General features: G+C 56.9%; 25 protein-coding genes and 1 pseudogene. 12 read left to right on the top strand and 14 right to left on the bottom strand.

Annotated elements, in window-relative coordinates:
• Positions 1 to 33 precede the first annotated feature (33 nt).
• From mnmE to rpmH, 5 genes are all read right to left on the bottom strand, one after another.
• Entirely contained in the window at positions 34 to 1398 is a 1365-nt protein-coding gene (gene mnmE / locus HA48_RS02520) for a tRNA uridine-5-carboxymethylaminomethyl(34) synthesis GTPase MnmE (protein ID WP_128599634.1), read from the bottom strand.
• An 83-nt stretch (positions 1399 to 1481) separates the two neighbouring features.
• On the bottom strand, positions 1482 to 3128 hold the full coding sequence (gene yidC / locus HA48_RS02515; protein ID WP_128599633.1) for a membrane protein insertase YidC: 1647 nt from the start codon (positions 3126 to 3128) through the stop codon (positions 1482 to 1484).
• Between the two features lie 2 nt (positions 3129 to 3130).
• Positions 3131 to 3388 (bottom strand): membrane protein insertion efficiency factor YidD, encoded by a 258-nt coding sequence (gene yidD, locus HA48_RS02510; protein WP_128599632.1) that lies wholly within the window; start codon positions 3386 to 3388, stop codon positions 3131 to 3133.
• Positions 3352 to 3711 carry a ribonuclease P protein component gene (rnpA, locus tag HA48_RS02505; protein ID WP_128599631.1) on the bottom strand — a complete coding sequence of 120 codons (360 nt, stop codon included), beginning with the start codon at positions 3709 to 3711 and terminating at the stop codon, positions 3352 to 3354. Before rnpA ends, yidD begins: the two co-directional genes overlap by 37 nt.
• A gap of 15 nt (positions 3712 to 3726) precedes the next feature.
• Positions 3727 to 3867, bottom strand: a complete 141-nt coding sequence (gene rpmH / locus HA48_RS02500; RefSeq protein ID WP_003849659.1) for a 50S ribosomal protein L34 — start codon at positions 3865 to 3867, stop codon at positions 3727 to 3729.
• A 601-nt stretch (positions 3868 to 4468) separates the two neighbouring features.
• On the opposite strand from rpmH, the gene dnaA reads away from it, so the two are divergent.
• The 4 genes from dnaA (at position 4469) to gyrB (ending at position 10662) form a co-directional block, all read left to right on the top strand.
• The gene (gene dnaA / locus HA48_RS02495) at positions 4469 to 5872 is read left to right on the top strand and encodes a chromosomal replication initiator protein DnaA (RefSeq protein ID WP_128599630.1); all 1404 of its coding nucleotides are present in this window, start codon (positions 4469 to 4471) and stop codon (positions 5870 to 5872) included.
• A 5-nt stretch (positions 5873 to 5877) separates the two neighbouring features.
• Positions 5878 to 6978 (top strand): DNA polymerase III subunit beta, encoded by a 1101-nt coding sequence (gene dnaN, locus HA48_RS02490; protein ID WP_128599629.1) that lies wholly within the window; start codon positions 5878 to 5880, stop codon positions 6976 to 6978.
• A gap of 172 nt (positions 6979 to 7150) precedes the next feature.
• Positions 7151 to 8236: a DNA replication/repair protein RecF gene (gene recF / locus HA48_RS02480; RefSeq protein ID WP_128599628.1), complete on the top strand. Its 1086-nt coding sequence runs from the start codon at positions 7151 to 7153 to the stop codon at positions 8234 to 8236.
• Between the two features lie 17 nt (positions 8237 to 8253).
• Positions 8254 to 10662, top strand: a complete 2409-nt coding sequence (gene gyrB, locus HA48_RS02475; protein WP_128599627.1) for a DNA topoisomerase (ATP-hydrolyzing) subunit B — start codon at positions 8254 to 8256, stop codon at positions 10660 to 10662.
• A 34-nt stretch (positions 10663 to 10696) separates the two neighbouring features.
• On the opposite strand, the gene HA48_RS02470 is transcribed toward gyrB, so the two are convergent.
• Complete coding sequence (locus HA48_RS02470; RefSeq protein ID WP_128599626.1) at positions 10697 to 11002, bottom strand: helix-turn-helix domain-containing protein; 306 nt, start codon at positions 11000 to 11002, stop codon at positions 10697 to 10699.
• Entirely contained in the window at positions 10999 to 11352 is a 354-nt protein-coding gene (locus HA48_RS02465; protein ID WP_128599625.1) for a type II toxin-antitoxin system RelE/ParE family toxin, read from the bottom strand. Before HA48_RS02465 ends, HA48_RS02470 begins: the two co-directional genes overlap by 4 nt.
• A gap of 206 nt (positions 11353 to 11558) precedes the next feature.
• Between HA48_RS02465 and yidA the strand changes: the two genes are divergently transcribed.
• From yidA to HA48_RS02430, 7 genes are all read left to right on the top strand, one after another.
• The gene (yidA, locus tag HA48_RS02460; protein ID WP_128599624.1) at positions 11559 to 12368 is read left to right on the top strand and encodes a sugar-phosphatase; all 810 of its coding nucleotides are present in this window, start codon (positions 11559 to 11561) and stop codon (positions 12366 to 12368) included.
• A gap of 303 nt (positions 12369 to 12671) precedes the next feature.
• A complete protein-coding gene (locus tag HA48_RS02455; protein ID WP_128599623.1) occupies positions 12672 to 13370 on the top strand; it encodes a FadR/GntR family transcriptional regulator in 699 nt (232 codons plus the stop codon).
• Positions 13367 to 14245 (top strand): 2-dehydro-3-deoxygalactonokinase, encoded by an 879-nt coding sequence (locus tag HA48_RS02450; RefSeq protein ID WP_128599622.1) that lies wholly within the window; start codon positions 13367 to 13369, stop codon positions 14243 to 14245. The genes HA48_RS02455 and HA48_RS02450 overlap by 4 nt, the downstream gene beginning before the upstream one ends.
• A complete protein-coding gene (locus tag HA48_RS02445) occupies positions 14229 to 14846 on the top strand; it encodes a 2-dehydro-3-deoxy-6-phosphogalactonate aldolase (RefSeq protein WP_128599621.1) in 618 nt (205 codons plus the stop codon). The genes HA48_RS02450 and HA48_RS02445 overlap by 17 nt, the downstream gene beginning before the upstream one ends.
• The gene (dgoD, locus tag HA48_RS02440; protein ID WP_128599620.1) at positions 14843 to 15991 is read left to right on the top strand and encodes a galactonate dehydratase; all 1149 of its coding nucleotides are present in this window, start codon (positions 14843 to 14845) and stop codon (positions 15989 to 15991) included. Before HA48_RS02445 ends, dgoD begins: the two co-directional genes overlap by 4 nt.
• Positions 15992 to 16242: 251 nt before the next feature.
• Positions 16243 to 17535, top strand: coding sequence for an MFS transporter (locus tag HA48_RS02435; protein WP_128599619.1), 1293 nt, complete (start codon positions 16243 to 16245; stop codon positions 17533 to 17535).
• A 155-nt stretch (positions 17536 to 17690) separates the two neighbouring features.
• Positions 17691 to 18953, top strand: coding sequence for a YidR family protein (locus tag HA48_RS02430; RefSeq protein WP_128599618.1), 1263 nt, complete (start codon positions 17691 to 17693; stop codon positions 18951 to 18953).
• Here the strand turns inward: HA48_RS02430 and HA48_RS02425 are convergent.
• Positions 18931 to 19290: a YceK/YidQ family lipoprotein gene (locus HA48_RS02425; protein WP_128599671.1), complete on the bottom strand. Its 360-nt coding sequence runs from the start codon at positions 19288 to 19290 to the stop codon at positions 18931 to 18933. The genes HA48_RS02430 and HA48_RS02425 overlap by 23 nt on opposite strands.
• A 283-nt stretch (positions 19291 to 19573) precedes the next feature.
• Here HA48_RS02425 and ibpA point away from each other — a divergent pair, with 283 nt between their 5' ends.
• Positions 19574 to 19990, top strand: coding sequence for a small heat shock chaperone IbpA (gene ibpA, locus HA48_RS02420; RefSeq protein WP_010617843.1), 417 nt, complete (start codon positions 19574 to 19576; stop codon positions 19988 to 19990).
• 67 nt (positions 19991 to 20057) lie between these two features.
• On the opposite strand, the gene HA48_RS02415 is transcribed toward ibpA, so the two are convergent.
• The 6 genes and pseudogenes from HA48_RS02415 to HA48_RS02390 form a co-directional block, all read right to left on the bottom strand.
• Positions 20058 to 20963: an EamA family transporter gene (locus HA48_RS02415; protein ID WP_128599617.1), complete on the bottom strand. Its 906-nt coding sequence runs from the start codon at positions 20961 to 20963 to the stop codon at positions 20058 to 20060.
• A gap of 20 nt (positions 20964 to 20983) precedes the next feature.
• Positions 20984 to 21483, bottom strand: a pseudogene (locus HA48_RS02410) (YbaK/EbsC family protein).
• Positions 21484 to 21507: 24 nt separating this feature from the next.
• Positions 21508 to 22308, bottom strand: coding sequence for a 2OG-Fe(II)-dependent halogenase WelO5 family protein (locus HA48_RS02405; protein ID WP_128599616.1), 801 nt, complete (start codon positions 22306 to 22308; stop codon positions 21508 to 21510).
• A 5-nt stretch (positions 22309 to 22313) separates the two neighbouring features.
• The gene (locus tag HA48_RS02400; RefSeq protein ID WP_128599615.1) at positions 22314 to 23024 is read right to left on the bottom strand and encodes a class II glutamine amidotransferase; all 711 of its coding nucleotides are present in this window, start codon (positions 23022 to 23024) and stop codon (positions 22314 to 22316) included.
• Positions 23012 to 24289: an ATP-grasp domain-containing protein gene (locus HA48_RS02395; RefSeq protein ID WP_128599614.1), complete on the bottom strand. Its 1278-nt coding sequence runs from the start codon at positions 24287 to 24289 to the stop codon at positions 23012 to 23014. The genes HA48_RS02400 and HA48_RS02395 overlap by 13 nt, the downstream gene beginning before the upstream one ends.
• Before the next feature lie 17 nt (positions 24290 to 24306).
• Positions 24307 to 25773, bottom strand: coding sequence for a hypothetical protein (locus HA48_RS02390; protein WP_128599613.1), 1467 nt, complete (start codon positions 25771 to 25773; stop codon positions 24307 to 24309).
• Positions 25774 to 25901 lie beyond the last annotated feature (128 nt).

Raw genomic sequence — 25901 nt, 5'->3', positions numbered from 1 at the left:
AGGGTGGCCATTAATGGCGACCTGAGAAAGAGGCTATTTACCAATACAGAAACTGGAGAAAATCCTGCCCAGCAGATCGTCAGAGGTAAATTCGCCGGTGATTTCGCTCAGTGCCTGCTGTGCGAGACGCAGCTCTTCGGCAAGCAGTTCGCCTGCCCAGGCGCCCAGCAGCTGATCTTTGCCCTGCTGCAAGTGCGTAGCGGCCAGCTCCAGCGCCTGCAGATGACGGCGACGCGCAAGGAAACCGCCCTCCATATTGCCGGCAAAGCCCATGCTCTGTTTCAGATGGTCGCGCAGCGCGTCCACGCCCTCTCCGGTACGCGCGGAGAGGCGAATCAGTGAGTGGCCATTTACTTCTGTCAGGCCCAGCGTCTCGCTGGTCATATCGGCTTTATTACGCACCACGGTAATGGGCAGTTCGGCCGGTAAACGCGCCACAAAGTCGGGCCAGATAGCGGCGGCTTCGGTGGCATCGGTGGTGGTGCCATCAACCATAAACAGCACGCGATCGGCCTGTTCAATCTCCTGCCACGCGCGCTCAATACCGATACGTTCGACTTCGTCACTGGCTTCACGCAGGCCGGCGGTATCAATAATGTGCAGCGGCATACCGTCGATATGAATATGTTCGCGCAGGACGTCGCGCGTGGTGCCGGCAATATCGGTGACGATAGCGGCTTCACGACCCGCCAGCGCATTCAGCAGGCTCGATTTGCCCGCATTCGGGCGACCAGCAATCACGACCTTCATCCCTTCACGCAGCAGGCTGCCCTGGCGTGCTTCGGCACGTACGCCATTCAGGTCACCGATCACCGCATTAAGCTGCGCTTCGATTTTACCGTCAGACAGGAAGTCGATCTCCTCATCCGGGAAGTCGATAGCGGCTTCCACATAGATACGCAGGTGAGTAAGTGCTTCCACCAGCGCATTAACGCGCATGGAAAACGCGCCCTGCAGCGAATTGACAGCGGAGCGGGCTGCCTGCTCAGAGCTGGCGTCGATCAGATCGGCAATCGCTTCAGCCTGGGCGAGGTCAAGCTTATCGTTCAGGAAAGCGCGTTCAGAAAACTCACCTGGCTGGGCAATGCGCACGCCGGGCAGCGCGACAATGCGCTTCAGCAGCAGATCAAGGATCACCGGGCCGCCGTGTCCCTGCAGCTCCAGCACATCTTCGCCGGTAAAGGAGTTCGGTCCGGGAAACCACAGCGCAATGCCCTGATCCAGCACGCTGCCATCGGCATCGCTGAATAGCACATAGTCGGCATAGCGGGGTTTCGGCAGCTTGCCTAAAACAGCCTGCGCCACCTCTGCCGCTTTGGCGCCGGAGATACGCAGAATGCCAACGCCACCGCGGCCGGGCGGCGTTGCCTGGGCGATGATCGTGTCGCTGTGGCTCATAATTCACCTTATCGTCACACAAAAAAACAGGGCGACATAAATGTCGCCCCTTGATTATACGTCCTGCTCAGCGGAGCGGGGCGTTACGCTTTCTTCTTGTCGCGGCTATGCAGACCACGCTTTTCCAGGCCGCGATAGATCATCTGCTGCTGGAGGATGGTCACCAGGTTGCTGACGATGTAGTACAGCACCAGACCTGAAGGGAACCACAGGAAGAACACGGTAAAGATAACCGGCATGTAGGTCATGATCTTCTGCTGCATCGGATCGGTCACGGTAGTCGGTGACATCTTCTGAATGAAGAACATGGTGATACCCATGATAACCGGCAGGATGTAGTACGGATCCTGCGCGGAGAGGTCATGAATCCACAGTACAAACGGTGCATGGCGCAGCTCAACCGAACCGGACAGCATGTAGTACAGCGCCAGGAAGATTGGCATCTGGATAACCAGTGGCAGACAGCCGCCCAGCGGGTTCACTTTCTCCGCTTTATACAGCGCCATCATCTCCTGGCTCTGCTTCTGCTTATCATCACCCAGACGTTCACGCATCGCCTGAATCTTCGGCTGCAGCATGCGCATCTTCGCCATTGAGGTGTACTGCGCTTTGGTCAGCGGGTACATGATGCCACGTACGATGAAGGTGATAACGATAATGGAGAAGCCCCAGTTACCGATAAAGCTGTGCAGGAACTTCAGCAGTTTAAACAGCGGCTGAGAGATGAACCACAGCCAGCCGTAATCTACGGTCAGATCCAGATGCGGTGCGATAGCCGCCATTTTGTCCTGGATTTCCGGACCTACCCACAGGGTAGCGCCGAGATCCTGCTGTGCGCCTGCGCCGATGGTGATCGGTGCTGATTTATAGCCGATTGCCGCCACGCCGTTGCCAAGGTTGCTGGTGTACAGGGTGTTATTGCCCTGCGTACGCGGCACCCAGGCCGTTGCGAAGTACTGCTGCAGCATCGCCACCCAGCCATTGCTGGTAGTGGTGCTCAGGTTCTCGTTATCCGCGATGGTATCGAATTTGTATTTTTCGTATTTTGCATCGCTGGTTGAGTACGCTGCGCCACGGAACGTATGCAGAGCAAAGTTGTTGCTGCCGGTATCACGGTGCTTAGGCAGGTCGATGGTCTGCTTCAGCTGACCAAACATCGCGACTTCCAGCGGCTGCTGTGAGGCGTTATTGATGTTGTAGTCAACGTTAACCGCAAACTCGCCGCGCTTGAAAACGAAGGTTTTGGTGTAAACCACGCCATTTTCACCGGTCCAGGTGAGTGGCACACGCAGTTCGGTCTGGCCGTCTGCCATCTCAAAGTGATCCTGAGAGGTGGTATACAGCGGACGCGCGCCATTGTTCGGGTTATCCGGACCGTTACGACCGGTTAAGCCGCTCTGCGCCTGATAAACGAATGCCGGGGTTGTTTCCAGCAGCTGGAACGGTGCGTCTGAACCCAGTTTATCCGGGTAAGTCAGCAGCTGCGCCTGCTCAATGTCACCACCGCGGGTGTTAATGTTGAGTGACAGGACATCAGTCTTAACGGTGATCGTTTTGCCCTGGCCGCTGGCCGGCACGCCGGAAGTGGCGGCATCACCCGCTGTGCTGCTTGTGTTCTGCGTGGTCTGAGTCTGCTGTGGCTGCGGAGCGTGGTCCGTCTGCCAGGCTTGCCAGATCATAAAAGACACGAACAGAAAAGCGATGAGAAAGAGATTGCGTTGCGAATCCATCGTTAATGTTCTCTGGTATCAAAGGTTTTTGGCGGCACAGGATCGTCACCACCCGGGTTCAAAGGGTGGCATTTTAATACGCGTTTAATCGTCAACCAACTGCCTTTTACGATGCCAAAGCGACGTAAGGCCTCAATCCCATACTGCGAGCAGGTGGGATGGAACCGGCAATGAGGTCCCAGCAGTGGGCTGATGGCGCGTTGATAAACGCGTATCAGGGCGATCAGGAGCCGCGCGCCAGGCGACAGTGACGACGCCATAATTTCTCCAACGCTTCCGTCAGCGCACGGTTATCAAGGTCAGCAATCCCTTTTTTTGCGACGATGACAAAATCCATCGCAGGCAGCTCGTGTTGGCGCAGACGAAAGCTTTCGCGGGTCAATCGCTTGATCCGGTTGCGTTCATGGGCGCGTTTCACATGCTTTTTAGCGACAGTAAGACCGATGCGGGGATGCCCCAGCGAATTAAGGCGGCCGAGGATGGTGATTTGCGGCGTGCCAGCCCGAAGAGGTTGCTGGAAGACGAAAGTGAATTGAGCGGGAGTTAACAAACGTAACTCCCTGGGAAATGCGAGCTTAACCACGAGGGTTAGCTTTTATTACTTAGAAACGGTCAGACGAGAACGGCCTTTAGCACGACGACGTGCCAGAACCTGACGACCATTTTTTGTTGCCATACGAGCACGGAAGCCGTGTGAACGGTTGCGCTTCAGTACGGACGGTTGAAAAGTGCGTTTCATGGCGATTTCTACCTAAACTTGAAAATTTCACTGGGTGACGCGTTTTCGGGCCAGTAAAACGACCAACGCCTCAATGTGTCTTAAATAAAGAGGCGGGATTGTAATAATTGTACAGTCCGGAGTCAATTTACTTCGCTGGTCGCGGAACCTGAAAACCCTGATACAGCCCGCTAATTCCGGGCATCAAGGCTTCACGCGCCAATGCCGGGTGGAGAATTATACGGGCTATAAAGGAAAGCGCAAGGATCGTCCAGGATCTTCTTGCGATCAAATGCGCGATCGGGGTGAAGAAAACGAGAGGTCGCCTGAAAATTTGTCGCTTTCAGCCTGCATCCTGCTCGCTTTTTCTCCAGAGCGCGTAAACTCAATAGCGGTTGAGTACCCTGTGGATAAATTGGATCAAAACTGTGTAGAAAGGGAAGATCTCTGAGGCGCTTTGCGCTATGATCCGCCCTTCCGCTGACGATCCTCACCGCCGATCATCAGGGATGACTACCGCAGATAGCGGTCGCAGGCGCTTTCTGATCGCCTGTGTCAAAAAGACAGTTTCTATTTATTAGCGCCTGAAATTCTTATCGATTTTGTACGAGTGGAGTCCGCCGTGTCACTTACGCTTTGGCAACAGTGTCTTGCCCGTTTGCAGGATGAGCTTCCTGCCACCGAATTCAGCATGTGGATTCGTCCACTGCAGGCTGAATTGAACGACAATACGCTGGCCTTGTATGCACCAAATCGGTTTGTACTCGACTGGGTTCGGGATAAATACCTCAACAGTATTAATGGGCTGCTGAATGAGTTCTGCGGTGCGAACGTGCCGACGCTGCGTTTTGAAGTGGGCACGCGCCCGGCCGCACAGATGGCGGCCACGCAGCCGGTAATGGCCAGCAGCGTCAGTGCGCCGGCGCCCGTGGAAAACCGTCCGGCCCCGGCACAGCCTCTGCGTCCAAGCTGGGATTCGGTTCCGGCCCCGGCTGATGTCACTTACCGCTCCAATGTGAATAACCGCCACAACTTTGACAACTTCGTTGAGGGTAAATCGAACCAGCTGGCGCGCGCGGCGGCACGCCAGGTGGCTGATAATCCCGGCGGGGCATATAACCCCCTTTTCCTGTATGGCGGTACCGGGCTGGGTAAAACGCACCTGCTGCATGCGGTGGGTAACGGCATCATTGCGCGTAAGCCGAATGCCAAAGTGGTCTATATGCACTCTGAGCGCTTTGTGCAGGACATGGTAAAAGCGCTGCAAAACAATGCAATTGAAGAGTTTAAGCGCTACTACCGCTCTGTTGATGCGCTGCTGATCGATGACATTCAGTTCTTTGCGAATAAAGAGCGCTCGCAGGAGGAGTTTTTCCACACCTTCAATGCGCTGCTGGAGGGCAATCAACAGATCATTCTGACATCGGATCGCTATCCAAAAGAGATCAATGGTGTGGAAGATCGTCTGAAATCGCGCTTTGGCTGGGGTTTGACTGTCGCGATCGAGCCGCCGGAACTGGAGACGCGCGTAGCGATTCTGATGAAGAAAGCCGACGAAAACGATATTCGCCTGCCGGGTGAAGTGGCTTTCTTTATTGCCAAGCGTCTGCGCTCCAATGTGCGTGAGCTGGAAGGCGCACTGAATCGCGTTATCGCCAACGCAAACTTCACCGGCCGCGCCATTACCATCGATTTCGTGCGCGAAGCGCTGCGCGATCTGCTGGCGCTGCAGGAGAAGCTGGTCACCATCGACAATATTCAAAAGACGGTGGCTGAGTATTATAAAATTAAAGTGGCGGATTTGTTGTCGAAACGCCGTTCGCGCTCGGTGGCACGTCCGCGTCAGATGGCGATGGCGATGGCGAAAGAGCTGACCAACCATAGCCTGCCGGAAATTGGCGATGCGTTTGGTGGCCGCGACCATACCACCGTGCTCCACGCCTGCCGTAAAATCGAGCAGCTGCGTGAAGAGAGCCACGACATCAAAGAAGATTTCTCTAACCTTATTCGAACTTTATCTTCCTGACGCATATGAAATTTATTGTTGAACGTGAGCAGTTGCTGAAGCCGCTGCAACAGGTGAGTGGCCCGCTTGGCGGACGCCCGACGCTGCCGATCCTCGGAAATTTACTGCTGCAGGTCAATGAAGGCACGCTGCTGCTGACCGGTACCGACCTGGAGATGGAGATGGTAGCGCGCGTCGCGCTGACCCAGCCGCATGAGCCAGGCGCGACCACCGTACCGGCGCGCAAATTCCTCGATATCTGCCGGGGACTGCCGGAAGGCGCAGAAATTACCCTGACGCTGGAGGGCGACCGCATGCTGGTGCGCTCCGGCCGCAGCCGCTTTTCGCTTTCAACGCTGCCCGCCAGCGACTTCCCGAACCTGGATGACTGGCAAAGCGAAGTCGAATTCACGTTGCCGCAGGCGACACTGAAGCGCTTGATTGAAGCCACCCAGTTTTCAATGGCGCATCAGGATGTACGCTACTACCTGAACGGCATGCTGTTTGAAACCGAAGGCGAAGAGTTGCGTACCGTGGCTACCGATGGTCACCGTCTGGCGGTCTGTTCGATGCCGATCGGTCAGGCGCTGCCGAACCATTCGGTGATCGTACCGCGTAAAGGCGTGATTGAGCTGGTGCGTCTGCTGGATGGTGGTGAAACGCCGCTGCAGCTGCAGATTGGCAGCAGTAACATCCGCGCGCACGTCGGCGATTTTATCTTCACATCGAAGCTGGTTGATGGCCGTTTCCCGGATTATCGCCGCGTACTGCCGAAAAACCCGGATAAAGCGCTGGAAGCCGGTTGCGATCTGCTGAAGCAGGCGTTTGCCCGTGCGGCAATCCTCTCCAATGAGAAGTTCCGCGGCGTTCGTATCTATATCACCGAAAATCAGCTGCGCATTACTGCCAACAACCCGGAGCAGGAAGAGGCAGAAGAGATGCTGGATGTGTCGTACAACGGCACCGAGCTGGAGATCGGTTTCAACGTCAGTTATGTGTTGGACGTGCTGAATGCACTGAAGTGCGAAAACGTTCGCTTACTGCTGACGGATTCGGTTTCCAGTGTGCAGATTGAAGATGTCGCCAGTCCAGCAGCGGCCTACGTAGTCATGCCAATGCGCTTGTAGTAGAAAATATCGGCCTGGCTTGCTTGCCATTCTGGTCCCGGGCAGTGCTCGCCCCTGGTCACATACTTCAGTATGCTCCCGGGGCCTGCGCGCTGGCCGTGACCAGACTGCCTGCGCCGCCGACGGCCTGGATTGTTAATGTTAGGCAACCCCCTTCTGGCTGGAATGATTCATGGCTTTAACCCGCCTCCTGATTAAAGATTTCCGCAATATCGAGCAAGCCGATCTCATGCTAGCGCCGGGCTTCAATTTCCTTGTAGGCGCTAACGGCAGCGGTAAAACCAGCGTGCTGGAGGCGATCTATACACTCGGTCATGGCCGGGCGTTCCGCAGCTTGCAGGCCGGGCGCGTCATTCGCCACGATCAGGATGCTTTTGTCCTGCACGGACGTATTGACGGTACGGAGCGTGAACTGGCGGTCGGGCTGACCAAAAATCGTGCCGGTGACAGCAAAGTGCGCATTGACGGCAGCGACGGTCACAAAGTGGCAGAGCTGGCGCAGCTGCTGCCGATGCAGTTAATTACGCCCGAGGGGTTTACTTTGCTCAACGGCGGCCCCAAATACCGTAGAGCCTATATCGACTGGGGCTGCTTTCATGCGTACCCTGGTTTCTTCCTGGCCTGGAGCAATTTACGGCGTCTGCTCAAACAGCGGAACGCCGCACTGCGCCAGGTTTCGCGCTATAACCAGATTCGCCCGTGGGATCAGGAGCTGGTGCCGCTGGCCGATCAGATCAGCCAGTGGCGCGCCGAATACAGCGCTGCCATCGCCAGCGAAATCACCACCACCTGCGGCCAGTTTTTACCCGAGTTCGACCTGACGTTCTCGTTCCAGCGCGGCTGGGACAAAGAGAGCGACTACGGTGAACTGCTGGAGCGCAATTTTGAGCGCGATCGCGCGCTAACGTACACCGCCAGCGGCCCGCATAAAGCTGATTTCCGCATCCGTGCGGAGGGCACGCCGGTAGAAGATTTACTCTCACGCGGTCAGTTAAAGCTGCTGATGTGCGCGCTGCGTTTGGCGCAGGGCGAATACCTGACGCGCAGCAGCGGACGTCGCTGTTTGTACCTGATTGATGACTTTGCTTCCGAGCTCGATGACACCCGTCGTCGCCTGCTCGCCGAGCGCCTGAAAGCCACGCAGGCTCAGGTATTTGTCAGCGCCATTGGTGTCGAACATGTAATCGATATGAGTGACGAAAAGGGCAAGATGTTCCGCGTGGAACAGGGTAAAATAGCGGTTCAACCTGAAGATTAAATGAGCGAGAAACGTTGATGTCGAATTCTTATGACTCCTCAAGTATCAAAGTCCTGAAAGGACTTGATGCGGTACGCAAACGCCCGGGTATGTACATCGGCGATACGGATGACGGCACCGGTCTGCATCACATGGTATTCGAGGTCGTGGATAACGCCATCGACGAAGCGCTCGCGGGTCACTGCAGTGACATCATGGTGACCATTCACGCCGACAATTCCGTTTCCGTACAGGATGATGGACGTGGTATTCCGACCGGCATTCACCCGGAAGAGGGCGTCTCCGCGGCGGAAGTGATCATGACCGTCCTGCACGCCGGCGGCAAGTTCGATGACAACTCCTATAAAGTTTCCGGCGGTCTGCACGGCGTGGGCGTCTCCGTGGTTAACGCCCTGTCCCAGAAGCTGGAACTGACCATTCGTCGTGACGGTAAAGTGCATCAGCAGACTTACGTGCACGGCGTGCCGCAGGCTCCGCTGGCTGTGACCGGTGATACCGATGCGACCGGTACGCGCGTACGTTTCTGGCCAAGCCATGAAACCTTCACCAACGTAGTCGATTTCGAATACGAAATTCTGGCGAAGCGTCTGCGTGAGCTGTCGTTCCTGAACTCCGGCGTATCGATTCGTCTGGAAGACAAACGTGACGACAAGAACGATCACTACCACTACGAAGGCGGTATCAAAGCCTTTGTTGAGTACCTGAACCGTAACAAAAACCCGATTCACCCGAACGTGTTCTATTTCTCAACCGAGAAAGATGGCATTGGCGTAGAAGTGGCGCTGCAGTGGAATGATGGCTTCCAGGAGAACATCTACTGCTTTACCAACAACATCCCACAGCGTGATGGCGGTACGCACCTTGCCGGTTTCCGTGCGGCGATGACGCGTACGCTCAACGCGTACATGGATAAAGAGGGCTACAGCAAAAAAGCCAAAGTCAGTGCGACCGGTGACGATGCACGTGAAGGTCTGGTCGCGGTTGTCTCGGTTAAAGTGCCCGATCCTAAGTTCTCCTCACAGACCAAAGACAAGCTGGTCTCCTCTGAGGTGAAATCGGCGGTTGAGCAGCAGATGAACGAATTGCTGAGCGAATACCTGCTGGAAAATCCGTCAGACGCCAAAATCGTTGTCGGCAAAATTATCGATGCAGCACGCGCGCGTGAAGCGGCGCGTCGTGCACGTGAAATGACCCGCCGTAAAGGCGCGCTGGATCTGGCTGGCCTGCCGGGCAAGCTGGCGGACTGTCAGGAGCGCGATCCGGCGCTGTCTGAAATCTACCTGGTGGAGGGTGACTCTGCGGGCGGTTCAGCCAAGCAGGGTCGTAACCGTAAAAACCAGGCGATTCTGCCGCTGAAAGGGAAGATCCTGAACGTAGAGAAAGCGCGTTTTGATAAAATGCTCTCTTCGCAGGAGGTCGCCACGCTGATCACCGCCCTGGGCTGCGGTATCGGTCGCGATGAGTACAACCCGGACAAGCTGCGCTATCACAGCATCATCATCATGACCGATGCGGACGTCGATGGCTCGCACATCCGTACGCTGCTGCTGACCTTCTTCTATCGTCAGATGCCGGAAATCATCGAGCGCGGTCATGTCTATATTGCTCAGCCGCCGCTGTACAAAGTGAAGAAAGGCAAGCAAGAGCAGTACATCAAAGATGATGAGGCGATGGATCAGTACAAAATTTCCATCGCCATGGACGGTGCCACGCTGCACACCAACGCCAGTGCTCCAGCCCTGGGCGGCGAACCGCTGGAGAATCTGGTGGCTGAGTACAACAGCACGCAGAAGATGATCAAGCGTATGGAGCGCCGCTATCCGGTTGCGCTGCTGCGCGCGCTGGTTTATCGCCCGACGCTGAGCGAGCTTAGCAACGAAGCCGCAGTGAAAACCTGGCTGGATGAGCTGGTGGCTTACCTCAACGAGCGTGAAGCGCACGGCAGCAGCTATATGGCGCAGGTGCGTGAAAACCGTGAGCAGCAGCTGTTCGAGCCGGTGCTGCGCGTACGCACGCACGGCGTGGATACCGATTATCCGCTGGACAGCGAGTTCATCGCGGGTCCGGAATATCGCAAGATCTGCGCGCTGGGCGAGCAGTTACGCGGCCTGATCGAAGAGGATGCCTTCATCGAGCGTGGCGAGCGCCGTCAGCCGGTAACCAGCTTTGAGCAGGCGATTGAGTGGCTGGTGAAGGAGTCCACGCGCGGCCTGTCAGTACAGCGTTATAAAGGTCTGGGCGAGATGAACCCGGATCAGCTGTGGGAAACCACCATGGACCCGGACAGCCGCCGTATGCTGCGCGTCACCATCAAGGACGCGATTGCTGCTGACCAGCTGTTTACTACGCTGATGGGCGATGCGGTTGAGCCGCGCCGCGCCTTCATCGAAGAGAATGCGCTGAAAGCTGCCAACATCGATATCTGATGTACCGAAACCCTTCCCGCCCGGGAAGGGTTTTTTATACCCGTATCGTCCTGCCTCCTGAACCATCCGGCATCTCAATAACCAGACTCAGTTTGCCGCCCATCGCCTCGATATAGCGTTTAATCGTGATTAACCGCTGATCGGCACCGCCCTGCTCAATTTGTGTAATCCGCGGCTGTTTCACGCCCATTGCTTCAGCCACTTTCAGTTGCGATAACTGCAGCTCTTCTCTCAATAACTGCAGGCCGGTTTCCAGTATTAACTCCTCGGCTTGCAACTGAATTTCCCTTCTTTCAGCTGCAGAAAACTCGGTATCGAGAAACTTCTTCAGGTCGCTCATTTGTTTCTTTCCTCTGTTTGTGCGAGGTGTTGGGTGAAGATCTGGTCTGCAAGTGCAATCATGCGCTGATAAAACTGCTTATCTCCACGCTTATCGCCGGCGCAAAGTACAATCGCTTTTCGCGCTGCATCAAAGGCATAAAAAATCCGGATTGGCCGGCCGGCGTGCTGGAGCCTGAGCTCCTTCATATTGTGATATCTGGAGCCGTGAACCGTATCGGCATACGGGCGCGGCAGCAAAGGCCCGTAGTGCTCAAGGTTCAGAAGCGCTGAAGCAAGGCGCTTTTTCAGGTTTATTTCTTGTATCAGCAACCACTCCTTAAAGTGACTGGAAAACATAATTTCCCACATAACGCAATCTCCCTATAAGTGATTGCTTATATAAATTTATAAGCAATCACTTATATGGTCAAGCATCCAGCCGCGTGTAAATGACCAGCGCGACGATCCGGAATCAGTGGCACAAAGGATATGCGGCTGGCTACGTCGATTAACTGGTCAATGTGAGCTGAATCACGCTAGCATTAAAGCCAAACCCTGTATTAACCGAGGACGTTATGGCGATAAAACTGATTGCGATCGATATGGACGGCACGCTGCTCAATCCGCAGCACGAAATCACTCCGGCGGTAAAAGCAGCGATTGGGCGCGCACGCGATAAGGGCGTTTCAATTGTACTGGCAACGGGCCGCCCGTTTGTTGGGGTTGAGCGCTATCTGATGGAGCTGGATCTACGCCAGCCGGGCCAGTACTGCATCAGCAATAACGGTGCGCTGGCACACAGTGCCGACAGCGGCGACGTAGTGGCGGAGAAGACGCTGGGCTTTGACGACTACCTATATCTTGAGCAGCTGGCGCGTGAACTTGGCGTGCATTTCCAGGCGTTTGATAAATCATTCCTCTATACGCCGAACAAAGACATCAGCGAATACACTATCCATGAAGCCAGCCTGACCGGCATTCCGGTGCGCTATCGTGCGGTAGAGGAGATGGACCCGGCTACGCGCTTCCCGAAAATTATGATGATCGATAAGCCAGAGCTGCTGGATAAAGCTATTGCCGGCCTGCCTGCGCGTGCCCGCGACAGCTATACGATTTTAAAAAGCGCGCCTTACTATCTGGAAATCCTTAACCCGCTGGTGAACAAAGGCTACGGCGTGAAAATGCTGGCGGAAAAACTTGGCCTGCAGCAGTCGGAGGTGATGGCGATTGGCGATCAGGAGAACGATCTGGCGATGATTGAGTATGCCGGAACCGGCGTAGCGATGGGTAACGCCATTGATTCCGTAAAGAAGATTGCTCAGTTTGTCACTAAAACCAATATGGAAGATGGCGTTGCGCACGCCATTGAAGAGCTGGTGCTGTAACCTTTCACATTACGTACCACATCTGGCGGCCCTGACAGGTCGCCACTGCATTCTCTCTGCTTTCTTAGTCATCAGCACTGCTGCGACCCATCCTGGCCTTTCGTAAGCCGCCAGCGATTCCTCACACACCCTCCATTAGTTCACCGGTAAACCCTATATGGATTGTCTTTTTTGTGATCCATATTGTAGTACAAACAATTCTAATAGTACTACAATCATCCTCAATGGTTCAGGCAGCCGTTAGGTTTCACTGCGCGAACGCAGTAATCTGATGAGCAATCATCCTGCATGGAACGGAACCTCATGACGCAAGAACAACTCAGTAAAACCGAGCGCATCATTCATACCCTGGGCGAAGAGATTGTCGCCGGAAAATATGCCCCGGGCGCGGCGTTACCCGCAGAGGCAGAGCTGTGCGAACGCTTTGGCACCTCGCGCAACATCATCCGCGAAGTGCATCGCGCCTTGATCGCCAAACGTTTGATGGAGATGAAGCGCTATCGCGGCGCCTATGTCACCTCACGGAATCAGTGGAACTACCTCGACAGCGATGTACTGCAGTGGGCGCTGGCCCACGATCAGGACCCGCGTCTGATTGCCGCCATGAACGAGGTACGCGTGCTGGTGGAGCCGCAGATCGCGCGCTGGTCCGCAGAGCGCGCCACCTCAACCGATCTGGCCGCCATTGAGCAGGCTTATAACGACATGGTGGCCAACCATCTGGATCGGGAAGCGTTTAACGACGCTGATATCCGCTATCACGAAGCGGTAATGACATCGGTGCATAACCCGGTGCTGCAGCAGCTTAATGTGGCGATTAGCCAGCTACAAAGAGCCGTGTTCACGCAAACCTACATGGCGGACTCCGGCAACATGCCGCGCACGTTAGCCGAACATAAAGCCTTATTCGATGCCATTCGCCACCAGAATAGCGATGCAGCGGAACAGGCAGCAAAAGCGATGATTGCCAGCTCAACGGCACGACTCAAGGAGATTTTGTGACCCACTACATTGCCATTGACTGGGGATCAACCAATCTGCGCGCCTGGCACTATCAGCAGGGCGTCTGTGTTGATGAACGCCGCTCGGAAGCCGGCGTAACGCGCCTGGGCGACCGCACGCCGGCGCAGGTCTTTGCCAGTATCACGGCTGGCTGGCCGGTAAACGAGGTGCCGGTAGTAATGGCCGGCATGGTCGGCAGCAATGCCGGCTGGCTGTCGGTGCCCTATTTAGCCTGTCCGGTTGCGCTGGGTGACATCAGCAGCCGCTTAACGCGCGTAGAGGATAAAGCGTGGATCGTGCCGGGATTAAGCGTCGAACGTGAAGACAACTACAACGTTATGCGTGGCGAAGAGACTCAGTTACTGGGCGCGCTGGCGCTGCATCCTGCACCGCTCTATGTCATGCCGGGTACGCACGCAAAGTGGGTACAGCTGGAGCAGGATAAGGTGCTGGATTTCCGTACCGTCATGACGGGCGAGCTGCACCATCTGTTACTGAAGCAGTCGCTGATTGGCGCAGGCTTGCCAGAGCAGCAGGAGAGTCCTGCCGCTTTCCGTGATGGTTTAGAGGTGGGCACGCATGATCGCTCAATTCTGACACGATTATTTGAAGTGCGCGCCGCACATGTACTGGGCGCACGCGATCGTCGCCATATCAGTGATTTTTTGTCGGGTTTGTTGATTGGACATGAAGTGGCACAGATGACGCAGCAGATGGCGCACCACAGCCAGCCGATCACCATTATTGCCGGCAGCGCGCTGGCGCAGCGCTACCAACAGGCGCTGGCCTTTATGCATATCGATTCAGTCACGCTGGAGGGCGATCGGGCTTTCCAGCACGGAATAAGGAGTATTGCTCATGTCCTGGCCCACTAAACTGCCGCTGATCGCTATCCTGCGTGGCATTACGCCGGATGAGGCGGAAGCGCATGTTGGCGCTCTGATCGATGCCGGCTTTGACGCTATCGAGATCCCGCTCAACTCACCTGAATGGGCGAAAAGCATCGGGGCAACGGTGCAAACGTTCGGTGAGAGAGCCCTTATTGGTGCCGGTACGGTACTGGAGCCTGAGCAGGTGGATGAGTTGGCTACGTTGCACAGCAAACTGGTGGTCACACCGAACACCGATGCGGCCGTCATCCGTCAGGCGGTGGCAAAAGACATGATCGTCGCCGCCGGCTGCGCGACCGCTTCGGAAGCGTTTACTGCCTTAAAAGCGGGCGCGCAGGCGCTGAAGATATTTCCGTCGTCGGCTTTTGGCCCGGGCTATATCAGAGCGCTTAAAGCGGTGCTGCCGCCGGAAGTGCCTGTGTTTGCGGTGGGCGGTGTGACGCCGGAGAACCTGCATGAATTTATCGCCGCAGGCTGCATCGGCGCCGGCCTCGGCAGCGATCTCTATCGCGCCGGTCAGCCGCTGTCACGCACGGTGGAGAAAGCCCGCGCATTTATTGCTGCATATAAGGACGCTGTAAAATGAAGATTACCAAACTGACCACTTACCGCCTGCCGCCGCGCTGGATGTTCCTGAAAATCGAGACCGACGAAGGCATTGTTGGCTGGGGTGAGCCGGTGATTGAGGGGCGCGCGCGCAGCGTTGAAGCGGCAGTGCACGAGCTCTCTGAATACCTGATTGGGCAGGACCCGGCGCGCATCAATGACCTGTGGCAGGTGATGTACCGCGGCGGCTTCTATCGCGGCGGTCCGATTCTGATGAGCGCCATTGCCGGTATCGATCAGGCTCTGTGGGATATCAAAGGTAAAGCGCTGGGTGTGCCGGTTTATCAGCTGCTGGGCGGCCTGGTGCGTGACAGCATCAAAGCCTACAGCTGGGTCGGCGGCGATCGCCCGGCGGAAGTGATCGATGGCATCCGAAAACTGCGCGCTATCGGTTTTGATACCTTCAAGCTTAACGGCTGCGAAGAGATGGGCATCATTGATAACTCGCGCAAAGTGGATGCGGCGGTGAACACCGTGGCGCAAATCCGTGAAGCATTTGGTAGCGAGATTGAGTTTGGCCTCGATTTCCACGGTCGCGTCAGCGCGCCGATGGCGAAAGTACTGATTAAAGAGCTGGAGCCGTACCGCCCGCTGTTTATCGAGGAGCCGGTGCTGGCAGAGCAGGCGGAGTACTATCCGCGCCTGGCGGCGCAAACCCATCTGCCAATTGCGGCAGGCGAGCGCATGTTCTCGCGTTTTGAGTTTAAGCGCGTGCTGGAGGCGGGCGGGCTGGCAATTCTGCAGCCGGATCTGTCACACGCCGGCGGAATCACCGAGTGCTACAAAATTGCGGCGATGGCGGAATCTTACGACGTGGCACTGGCACCGCACTGTCCGCTGGGCCCCATCGCGCTGGCGGCCTGCCTGCACGTTGATTTTGTCTCGCGCAATGCCGTGTTCCAGGAGCAGAGCATGGGCATCCATTATAACCAGGGCGCAGAACTACTCGATTACGTCATTAATAAAGATGATTTCAAAATGGATGACGGCCACTTCTATCCGTTAAATAAACCGGGGCTCGGCGTGGAAATTAATGAAGAGCTGGTGATTGCGCGCAGCAAAAATGCGCCGGACTGGCGGAATCCATTATGGCGCTATCCTGATGGCGCGGTTGCCGAGTGGTAATATCCGCTTAATCTATTTTTTAATTCAGCACGCGGATGCTGAAATAGCGCTGAATATTACGCTAACGCTTTTTTGCTGGTAAAAAATAAAACCCGGCCAGCACGACTTTACCCTGGCGGCGCGCTTTATTACGTCTGAAGCGCGCTGCGCAACATTACCGTTTTAACGGTTTGATATTCGATAATCTTACCCTGTGCCGCGCCAGGCGTTTCTGCACGCCCTGTGCCAGGCGCACCCTACGGAGATGCACCATGGAACTCTCTGCTGTTCAGGCCAAACCAACGCGGCGCCGCTATATTACGCTGCTGATGATCTTTATTACCGTTGTTATCTGTTATGTCGATCGCGCAAATTTAGCCGTTGCCTCTGCGCATATTCAGGCGGAGTTTGGTATTACCAAAGCGGAAATGGGTTATGTTTTCTCCGCTTTTGCCTGGTTATATACTCTCTGCCAGATTCCGGGTGGCTGGTTTCTCGATCGCGTTGGCTCACGCGTTACCTATTTTATTGCTATTCTCGGCTGGTCAATCGCAACGTTATTTCAGGGGTTTGCCACCGGACTCTTATCGCTGATCGGTTTACGTGCCATTACCGGCGTATTTGAAGCACCGGCCTTTCCGACCAATAACCGCCTGGTGACCAGCTGGTTCCCGGAGCAGGAGCGCGCGTCGGCGGTCGGTTTTTATACCTCCGGACAATTCGTCGGGCTGGCGTTTCTTACGCCGTTGTTGATCTGGGTTCAGGAGTTGCTGAGCTGGCACTGGGTGTTCATCATCACTGGCGGCATTGGCATTATCTGGTCACTGGTATGGATCAAGGTCTATCAGGCGCCGAAAAACAGTAAAGGCATCAACAAAGCCGAGCTGGACTACATCCGGGAAGGCGGCGCAATGGTGGATGGCGATGCGCCAGCAGAGAGGAGGGCGCGTACAAAGCTGACGGCTGCCGACTGGAAACTGGTGTTCCATCGTAAGCTGTGCGGCGTCTACCTCGGGCAGTTTGCCGTCACGTCTACGCTATGGTTCTTCCTCACCTGGTTCCCTAACTACCTGACGCAGGAGAAGCATATCGCGGCGCTGACTGCCGGCTTCATGACGACAGTGCCCTTTCTGGCGGCCTTCGTCGGAGTGATTCTTTCCGGCATCGTCGCTGACCGACTGGTGCGCAGCGGCCGATCGCTTGGTTTTGCGCGTAAAATGCCAATCATTTGCGGTTTGCTGATCTCCACCTGCATCATGGGTGCCAATTACACCGACGATCCCCTGTGGATTATGACGCTAATGGCAATCGCCTTCTTCGGTAACGGCTTCGCCTCGATCACCTGGTCGCTGGTCTCCTCGCTCGCCCCGGTGCGGTTAATCGGGCTGACCGGCGGTATGTTTAACTTTATCGGCGGTCTGGGCGGCATCACCGTTCCGCTGGTGGTCGGCTATCTGGCACAGGATTACGGCTTCGCCCCGGCGCTGGTCTATATCTCTGCCGTGGCACTGGTCGGCGCGCTCTCCTATATCCTGCTGGTCGGCGATGTGAAACGCGTGGGGTAGCGATCTGTTTCTGGGGCGGGATAATGCGCACCAGAGACAGGCTTTCATCTGCAGGGTCGCCGTTGATGGCGACCGCTTAACAGCAGCAAATCTGCTGCACGTCCTCCCGGAATCGCGTAGTTTGTTCGGCAACAGTCCGAAGCAAGGTTGCCCTCATGTCTGAAAAACAACTCACCTTTACAGCGCGTCATCATCAGCTGACCAATATCAACGTCTGGACCGCCGACAGCCAGTGGCTGGCATTTGATGTGCGACCCTCCGGCGCGTCGTTCACCAGCCTGACCATTGAACGTGTGAATGTTGCAACCGGCGCGGTTGAGGTGCTGTTTCAGGCTCGTGATGGCGCGCACGTTGGCGTGGTCACCGTCAGTCCGGATCTGCCGCCGCGCTACGTTTGCATACATGGCCCGGAGCACCCCGATGCGCACTGGCACTACGATTTTCACCACCGGCGTGGCGTGATTGTGCAGCAGGGCATGGCCGAAAACCTCGACGCCTGTGACATCACCGCGCCCTATACGCCCGGCGCGCTGCGGGGCGGTTCGCATGTGCATGTGTTCAGCCCGGATGGCTCTCGCCTGAGCTTTACCTATAACGATCACGTCATGCATGAGCGGGACGTCCGTGACGATTTGCGTAACGTGGGCGTCGCCGTGCCGCTGCATCCGGTGTGTCCACCGAAGCAGCACCCGCGTGAATATGAGGGCAGCCATTACTGTGTGCTGGTGAGCCAGACGCAGCGCGATCCGCAGCCGGGCAGCGATCAGATCGATCGCGCCTATGAAGAGTGCTGGATTGGCGATCGCGGGTATCAGCGGTCGGATGGCAGCTGGCAACGCTGGGCTATCGCCTTTATCGGCGATACGCGTAATGCGGCAGGCGAAAAAGTGCCGGAGGTCTTTGTGGTAGATCTGCCGGCATCGCTGGCGGACTACGCGAAAGCGGGTGCGGCGCCCCTGCAGGGCACGGCGGAAAAATTGCCGGCACCGCCCGCTGGCGTACAGCAGCGCCGTATCACCCACACGCAGGGGCTGGCGCTGCAGCCGCGCCACTGGCTGCGCGCCTCACCGGACGGCAGCGCCATCGCCTTTTTACTGGCAGACGATAAGCATGTGATTCAGCTCTGGACAGTTTCACCCAATGGCGGAGAGCCCCGGCAGGTTACGCAGCTGAACAGCAGTATTCAGTCGGCCTTTAGCTGGCAGCCGGATGGCGAAGCAATTGCATTTATTTGTGATAACAGCGTAATGCGCTGTGAGGTGGCCAGCGGCCAGTGTACTCGCCTGACGGCGCGGAGCGAGCAGCCGCCGTCTGGTGATGCGGTGGTGTGGTCACCAGACGGTCAGCAAATTGCCTATATGCGTGATATTGACGGCTGGCGTCAGCTGTTTAGCGTCAGTGCGCTTCCGCAGGCATAGAGGCCGCCGTGGCAAGGCTGGCCTGCGTGCCGGCCATTTTTTCGCTTTGCAATACGCGCTCACGCGGTGAGTCTTTGGTTCTGTCATCGTCAGCGCGGAAGTAGTCCCACGGCAGCAGAATCGTATCCATCACCGCCGAAAACGGCAGATCGATCAGCGCCAGCGGTTTCATCGCCCAGCTGGTCTGGTCATCGGTCAGCATCTCCGCGCTGGCGCGTGTGCCAGGATAGTACCCCTGACTGGCGCCGGTATGCGACATGACGCTGGAACAACCCGAAGCCGCACAGGCGCAGCAAATCAGCAGGCCAGTGAACGGAACACGTTTCATCATTTTCATCATCATCATCCCTACAGTCATGGCGTGGCCCTGGCTGAAGTGTGTCATCTGCGGTCTGCATGCTCTGTGGCAATGTCTCTCCTTACAGATGAAGAGTTTCCTGAGTGTATGTCAAATCATCAGGATTGCTGCAAAAAAATACGCATTACCTCTTGAAAGCGACCACGTGGCACCCATCTTAAGATCACGGTCGCGCGGCTGTCGCCGAAAGGGACGCAGCGGGCCGGACAACCTGTCCATGGTGGAAGGTTGCCAAAACTTGCTGATTATCAGGAGTCTTATTATGCGTAACTTTGATCTCTCTCCGCTTTATCGTTCTGCTATTGGTTTTGACCGTCTGTTCAACCTGCTTGAGTCCAACCAAAATCAGGCAAATGGCGGCTATCCTCCGTATAACGTTGAGCTGGTGGATGAGAACCACTATCGCATCACCATTGCCGTGGCAGGTTTCGCCCAGAGCGAATTAGACATCACTGCCCATGACAACATGCTGGTGGTACGCGGCGCGCATCCTGAAGAACAACAGGAGCGTAAATACCTGTATCAGGGCATCGCCGAGCGCAACTTTGAGCGCAAATTCCAGCTGGCCGATCACATCGTTGTACGCGACGCGCGTCTCGAACTGGGTCTGTTAAGCATCGATCTGGAACGCATCGTCCCTGAAGAGGCGAAACCGCGCCGGATTGAGATCCTGAAATAAGGATAAAGCAGTGAAGCATAACGCCGCAGCAATGCGGCGTTTTTTATGGGCGATATAACGCTAAGGCTCAGGTTCTTACCAGAAATCGCTGGCTCACCATGCCGCCAAATACATTCACCAGCAGGCCGAAAATAATCACTGAAGCACCAAGGATCTCCTGCGCGGATAACGTCTCATCCAGAATCAGCGCCGCGCTGAGAATCCCCACCACCGGCACCAGCAGAGAGAGCGGTGCTACGCGCCAGGTCTCATAACGGCTGAGCAGATTTCCCCAGATAGCGTAGCCGACGATGGTGGCGACAAACGCCAGATAAACCAGAGCCAGCACCGTCTGCAGAGAGATCTCCAGCAGGCTGGTAACGATGGCGGATTGGCCGTCAAACCACCACGAGCAGGCGAAAAACGGCCCGATCGGCACCAGTGCGCTCCAGACCACCAGGGACATCACCGGCACCTTACGATTGCGCAGAATGATTTTGTTGGTGATATTGCCCAGCGCCCAGGATAGCGCCGCCGCCAGCGTTAGCATCATCGTCGTCAGCGTGATCCCGGCAGTGGTCTGACCCTCCATACCGGCGGTTGCCAGCATAAACATCCCCAGCGTCGCCACCAGAATGCCGGCGATATGGTTCCAGCGCAGTTTCTCCGCCAGCAGCAGTGCGCCGAGCAGCAGGGTAAAGAACGCCTGCGCCTGCAGTACCAGCGAAGCCAGTCCGGCGGGCATGCCCAGCTTGATGGCGAGGAACAGAAAAGCAAACTGACCGAAACTGATGGTCATGCCATACACCACCAGCCAGCGTAGCGGAATCGTCGGACGCTGCACAAAGAAGATGGCCGGGAAGGCCACCAGGGTAAAGCGTAATCCCGCCAGTAAAAAGGGCGGCATGCCCTGCAGGCCCAGTTTGATCACCACAAAATTCACGCCCCATGCCACTACCACGCACAGCGCTAACAACATATCTTTTACTGACATAGCTCTTCCTTACTGCGCGATCAGGCCGTTGCCGTCACCGGTGTGGCGATATCGGCGCAGCATGTTTCACCGACAATCCGGAAAAAGTCCTTCACATCCAGCGCCACGGAACGCTCTAAAGCCCCTGCGTTGAACACAGCGTGCCTACATCGCGCAGGCGTTCGTCCACCCGCAGCGCCAGCCGATCATCAAAACTGAATGGCGGGACCGCCCCCATCACGCAGCCGGTCAGCGCCTGCGCTTTCTCTGGCGCGGCAAAGCTCGATTTTTTGCCGCCGATGGCGCGCGCGGCGCTCTTGAAGTTGATTTTGCAGTCGCCGGGGACAATCGCCAGCAGGTAGCGTGCGTCGGCGCCTTCCGGCATGGTCACTTCCAGCACCATCGCTTTGGCGGCCTGATTGAGATCGTTACCGCGAATCGCACTGATTACGTCGGTCTGGCCAATTGCCTCGTGCTCTGTCACGCGATAACTGGCCTGGTGCGCATCCAGCAGTGCAATTACGTTGTCATAGGTTGTCATGCTTATCTCCTCGTCGAGGCCGGATCAGCTCCAGGCAATGGCGTGTTTCATTTTTTTGTCGGTCAGGCCAAAGAAAAAGCCCATGGTGATACGCGTGTCGCCCTCCACGCGATCAATCTCGTGGTAAAACGCAGGGTTAAACAGATAGATATCGCCACTGCGCGGCGCGAACTCACAGATCTCACTCTGTTCCACGACGCCGCGCTGATAGCCGAGTTCACCCGGCGTTTTGAAGCGCTCATCGGCGGCCTGCCACTTTTTATTGAAGATGCGCAGCTCACCCCCCGCGTTGCACTCCTGTAAACAGACCACGCAGCTCAGCTGGTGCAGAATGTTCGTCACGACCAGACCACTGCCGGCGGCATCGCGGACAATGTTGTCGTTATGCAGGGGATTGGCGACGCCGTCGGCGTGAAAGCGCACGATTGAACCGGCATAGTCACCTGAACCGGGCTCGCTGGCGGTTTGCAGACTCTCCAGACGCAGCGCATGCCGTACCCACTCATAGATCTGGCCACGCAGCGTGTGCAGCGATGCCGGCAACGCCGGCTGAATATCGCGCAGCTCAGTGAAGTAGTTTTCCGGCGCTGCGGTGTGCTTTGCCAGATAGGGGCCGAGCGTGGTCAGTGCACCGTTGGGATAGTGCGACACCCGCACCTGTTCACGGCACTGCTGCAAATCATTCACCACCGCGTGGCGGATCGCCGGCGTCAGGAAGTTGCGCAGCACCAGCAGCGGCACGCGTGCGGTCACGATATCGTCCAGCCAGGTGCTTTCTACGAACATCTGCGGATTGATGATGCGAATCTGATTGAATATGGCCATGCTGTTCACTCTCCAAAAGGAATTTCATGAAGTTCATGGTTGCTCATACGGTGCCATTGCGACGCCGCGCCCAGTGTTAAAACAGGTTCAGAAGAGATAAAGGTGCTGTTGCTCTGCTGGCAACGATGCAGGGTGAAATAGTCGGGATAGGGCGTGTCATCGGGATGCCACTGCCAGGCCCAGGCTCTCTCACGGGTGACAAAAATGGCATTGGCCGCGCTGCCGCCAGGCGCAACCTGCGCCATTTTCCCGCGCAGATAATCGCGGGTGAAATCGGCCGGGGTAACGCGATCCACGATGTACTCCAGATACTCCGCCGAATCAAAACGCGACTCCGCCATCCCCAGTTGGGCATAGACGGTGGGTAAAAAGCCGTTATGCATCATGTACCACTGCGTTGCACCGCTGGTGCGCCACAGTGGGTGAGAAAATTCGATGCCGTGGTTTTTGCTTAGCGTCGCATGGCGCACGTGCACCGCCAGAAAGCGGCTATGCCGCAGGCGATCCACCTCAATGCCCGGAAGCGCCTCGGCAAAGGTGCCGGTGCCGTGCAGCGTGCGGATATGCCCCTGCTCCAGCCACAGGCACCCCCAGCCGTTCGGGTGCTGTTTAATCGGGCCATCGTGGCAGGCAGTTTCGCCGCAGCTCATAGCGCGCGCAGCTTCCAGTACCGCTAAGGCATCAAACTGGCCGTGTGCCAGAATCATTCTGCACATAGTAAATCTCTCCATGCGGCAACATCGGTAACGTCAAGAATGTGATGAAAGGCGTCCAGCACGTCATCGCGACTGGCGCCGCTGAGCCGCAGCGTGGCGAGGATGCCCGCGTGGCGCGTCAAATCGGCATACAGCGATGAGCGGGGTGAGACGTTAAGAGCGGGCAGATTAAGCGGCGGCAGCAGCTGGCCGTGCTGATGCTGCATAATCCAGCGCTCCGCTGCGTCGTACTGTAAACGCTGACGCAGCCGCAAACGGCCTATCGCCTGCGGCTGCTCCGGGAAGTGCAGCACAGGCATGCCGCGTCCGGCCTCCACCTGGAAGGCGACATCCGCCCAGTTGATGCCGGTCACCTCCTCCACCAGATTCACCACGCCCATGCCAGACAGCCGGAATCCCATCTCCAGGAAGTGCGGTTCGCCGTTCACCATGATGAAGTCGAGATGAAAAGCGCCGCGCTGATAGCCAAAGGTTTCGCAACAGATGTCCATCAGGCGGACGAACGCGGCGGGCAGCTGCTGTGCGGCCATCGCTACATGGCCGGATTCGTAGAAACTGATACAGCCAGCAGCATCGATCGCGTGCTCAATTACCTTCTGACAGCAGGTGAGCGCCACGGCTTGCCCCTTGTTCACGACGCCCTGCAGCGAATATTCGTCCCCGATAAGGCAGCTCTCAACGATAAAGCCGCTAAAGCCGCGCCCGCCATAATTGACGGTGTTAAGCAGTTTCGCGATGGCCGCATCCAGCTGGCTGGCCTCCTCTACCAGCCAGATGCCCAATCCGCCGCCGCCGTCCACCGGCTTGATAACGCAGGGGTAGAGCAGCGCTTCACGCGCATCGCGGATGCTGAGCGGCGAGGCGAAGAAGCGGAACTCCGGCTGCGGCAGGCGCGGACAGGCTTTACGCAGCGCCATGCGCTGGGCGTATTTGTCCGGCGGGATGAAGCAGGGGCCGGCATCCGGTCCGGCCAGCAGTTCGCGCACGCGGCCGGCGCTGGCGTTATAGGCCTCAAAACCCGCCAGCACCACCTGCGGATGCTCCAGCAATCCGGCGTGCAGGCAGGCCTGCAGCACATCCCACGGATTTTCCGGGCGATCGAGACGCACAATCTGATCGAACGGCAGCGCGAGGCTAAGCGACTGGTAATCGACAAAATCACCCATCTCCGCCAGCACGGTGAAATACCCTTCACGCTTTGCCACGGCGCAGTACGGGTTCTGCCCGTCGCGCGTGGCACCAATCTGCAGAAAAATCTTTCTCATCGCGTCGCCTTACCGGGTTATCGCCCGGAGATCACTTCAGTGACGATGTCCTGCACCGCACCGTTATTCACCTGAATCACTGCTTTATGGGGATCGAAACGCAGCACGCGGGAGAGCGCATCGCCGCGCGTGCCGTCCAGCAGTGAACTCACCTGCGCGCTGCGCCAGCAGTGGCGCATCTGTGCCAGCGTCAGGCCAGAGAGCTGCGTCAGCTGCTGTGCCAGCATCAGGTCACTGCTGTCGCCGGAGAGCAGCGCACGCACCTGGTTCTCGTCCGGCGCGTCAGGCAACTGCTGCAGCCAGGCTTTCAGCTGCTGGCCTTCGGCGATAAAGGGCGAATAGATCATGCACACCAGCTGCGTTTCGCTGAGGTCAAATGCCGCCAGGGCAAACTGCGCAGCACGCTGGCGCTGGCGCGCAATGGCGTCATCGTCCTGATAACGCGCGGCCATCTCCTCAATCAGCTGCGGCGGGAAATCTTTCTGCCGCATGAGTCCGAGCGCAAAGCGCACATATTCGCGAATGCCTTCGGCGTAGCTGCGCTGTAACAGCGTCTCCGCACGCAGACCGCGAATATGTGCCATTAACGTGGGGTTGCCGCAATCCGATTCGGAAAAGCTGAACATCAGCGCATCGAAGCGGAAATGCATGAACTCCGTCAGCAGCGCCCAGTGCGCGCCTGCCTCATAAGCGGTGTCCTGATAGATATTGAAAAAAAGCGGGTCGCGCGCCAGCTGCCACGTAATGCGGTGAGCCGGCGTGACCTGATCGGCGCCATAGATCTCCGCGAAGTAGCGCTCAGCCACGCCATCCAGCGTGTGCAGAAAGCCGCTAAAGCCGCGTGATTTATCCGCAACCGGCGCATCAAACAGGCGGGAGAGGTGGCGTGCCCAGGCGAGATAAGCCGTCTGCTCCTGCGGGGAGTCGCCGGTAATAATCACGTCGACGCCGCCCGCGTAGTGGGCCGCCAGGCCAAACGAGTTCACCATGCTCAGGTTACAGGCATTGCAGAAGGTGGAGCGGGCGTCAGCGCGGAAGCGGTGGCCATTCATCAGCACATCGTTGCGATTCTGCTGGCGTACGCTGTCGGGCATCGGTAAATGGCGCGCAAAATGGCGAATCTGCAGGCCATCAGTGACCAGGCACTCGGTGAAGTCGTCATCGTGAATATGCAGCGCGCGGTAAACGCGGTCGATATTCTCCATCACGCTGTCGTTCATTGCTGCATGGCGGTTGGTACTGATGCGCAGCTGAAAAGTGGTGCCGCGCTGCTGCCAGATCACACCCTGAATGTAACGTACGTATGCCACCATATAGCTGCTGTCTTTGCCGCCGCCATAGGCGAGCAGGACGCGGTTTTCGGCCGGATGTTCAGGATTGGGCAAGGCGGCAAGCAGGCGGCGAGAGCAGCGGCGGGCTGATTCGATAATCGCAGGGGTGAGATATCCTTCAATTTCTCTCATCATGGTGGACAGATTATTCATGTTTCACTTCATCCTTTGGCTATTAAAATCGCAGCTGCCGTGCGGGCGGCAACTGACGGGAAAAGGGGCCACGAAGGTGCAACGGAATGAATGTCTGCGGCTGAATTAACAGATGCAGCCTAAAGTAC

Origin of the sequence: Pantoea wallisii, from assembly GCF_002095485.1 — a bacterium.
Classification (GTDB): Bacteria; Pseudomonadota; Gammaproteobacteria; order Enterobacterales; family Enterobacteriaceae; genus Pantoea; species Pantoea wallisii.
This window is presented reverse-complemented; position numbering and strand designations above follow the sequence as displayed.

What these genes read in the sequence shown, in the direction of transcription:
- mnmE (WP_128599634.1), bottom strand. Translation starts at nt 1,398, where the DNA reads ATGAGCCACAGCGACACGATCATCGCCCAGGCAACGCCGCCCGGCCGC.
- yidC (WP_128599633.1), bottom strand. Translation starts at nt 3,128, where the DNA reads ATGGATTCGCAACGCAATCTCTTTCTCATCGCTTTTCTGTTCGTGTCT.
- yidD (WP_128599632.1), bottom strand. Translation starts at nt 3,388, where the DNA reads ATGGCGTCGTCACTGTCGCCTGGCGCGCGGCTCCTGATCGCCCTGATA.
- rpmH (WP_003849659.1), bottom strand. Translation starts at nt 3,867, where the DNA reads ATGAAACGCACTTTTCAACCGTCCGTACTGAAGCGCAACCGTTCACAC.
- dnaN (WP_128599629.1), top strand. Translation starts at nt 5,878, where the DNA reads ATGAAATTTATTGTTGAACGTGAGCAGTTGCTGAAGCCGCTGCAACAG.
- recF (WP_128599628.1), top strand. Translation starts at nt 7,151, where the DNA reads ATGGCTTTAACCCGCCTCCTGATTAAAGATTTCCGCAATATCGAGCAA.
- gyrB (WP_128599627.1), top strand. Translation starts at nt 8,254, where the DNA reads ATGTCGAATTCTTATGACTCCTCAAGTATCAAAGTCCTGAAAGGACTT.
- HA48_RS02470 (WP_128599626.1), bottom strand. Translation starts at nt 11,002, where the DNA reads ATGAGCGACCTGAAGAAGTTTCTCGATACCGAGTTTTCTGCAGCTGAA.
- HA48_RS02465 (WP_128599625.1), bottom strand. Translation starts at nt 11,352, where the DNA reads ATGTGGGAAATTATGTTTTCCAGTCACTTTAAGGAGTGGTTGCTGATA.
- yidA (WP_128599624.1), top strand. Translation starts at nt 11,559, where the DNA reads ATGGCGATAAAACTGATTGCGATCGATATGGACGGCACGCTGCTCAAT.
- HA48_RS02455 (WP_128599623.1), top strand. Translation starts at nt 12,672, where the DNA reads ATGACGCAAGAACAACTCAGTAAAACCGAGCGCATCATTCATACCCTG.
- HA48_RS02445 (WP_128599621.1), top strand. Translation starts at nt 14,229, where the DNA reads ATGTCCTGGCCCACTAAACTGCCGCTGATCGCTATCCTGCGTGGCATT.
- dgoD (WP_128599620.1), top strand. Translation starts at nt 14,843, where the DNA reads ATGAAGATTACCAAACTGACCACTTACCGCCTGCCGCCGCGCTGGATG.
- HA48_RS02435 (WP_128599619.1), top strand. Translation starts at nt 16,243, where the DNA reads ATGGAACTCTCTGCTGTTCAGGCCAAACCAACGCGGCGCCGCTATATT.
- HA48_RS02430 (WP_128599618.1), top strand. Translation starts at nt 17,691, where the DNA reads ATGTCTGAAAAACAACTCACCTTTACAGCGCGTCATCATCAGCTGACC.
- HA48_RS02425 (WP_128599671.1), bottom strand. Translation starts at nt 19,290, where the DNA reads ATGAAAATGATGAAACGTGTTCCGTTCACTGGCCTGCTGATTTGCTGC.
- ibpA (WP_010617843.1), top strand. Translation starts at nt 19,574, where the DNA reads ATGCGTAACTTTGATCTCTCTCCGCTTTATCGTTCTGCTATTGGTTTT.
- HA48_RS02415 (WP_128599617.1), bottom strand. Translation starts at nt 20,963, where the DNA reads ATGTCAGTAAAAGATATGTTGTTAGCGCTGTGCGTGGTAGTGGCATGG.
- HA48_RS02405 (WP_128599616.1), bottom strand. Translation starts at nt 22,308, where the DNA reads ATGGCCATATTCAATCAGATTCGCATCATCAATCCGCAGATGTTCGTA.
- HA48_RS02400 (WP_128599615.1), bottom strand. Translation starts at nt 23,024, where the DNA reads ATGTGCAGAATGATTCTGGCACACGGCCAGTTTGATGCCTTAGCGGTA.
- HA48_RS02395 (WP_128599614.1), bottom strand. Translation starts at nt 24,289, where the DNA reads ATGAGAAAGATTTTTCTGCAGATTGGTGCCACGCGCGACGGGCAGAAC.
- HA48_RS02390 (WP_128599613.1), bottom strand. Translation starts at nt 25,773, where the DNA reads ATGAATAATCTGTCCACCATGATGAGAGAAATTGAAGGATATCTCACC.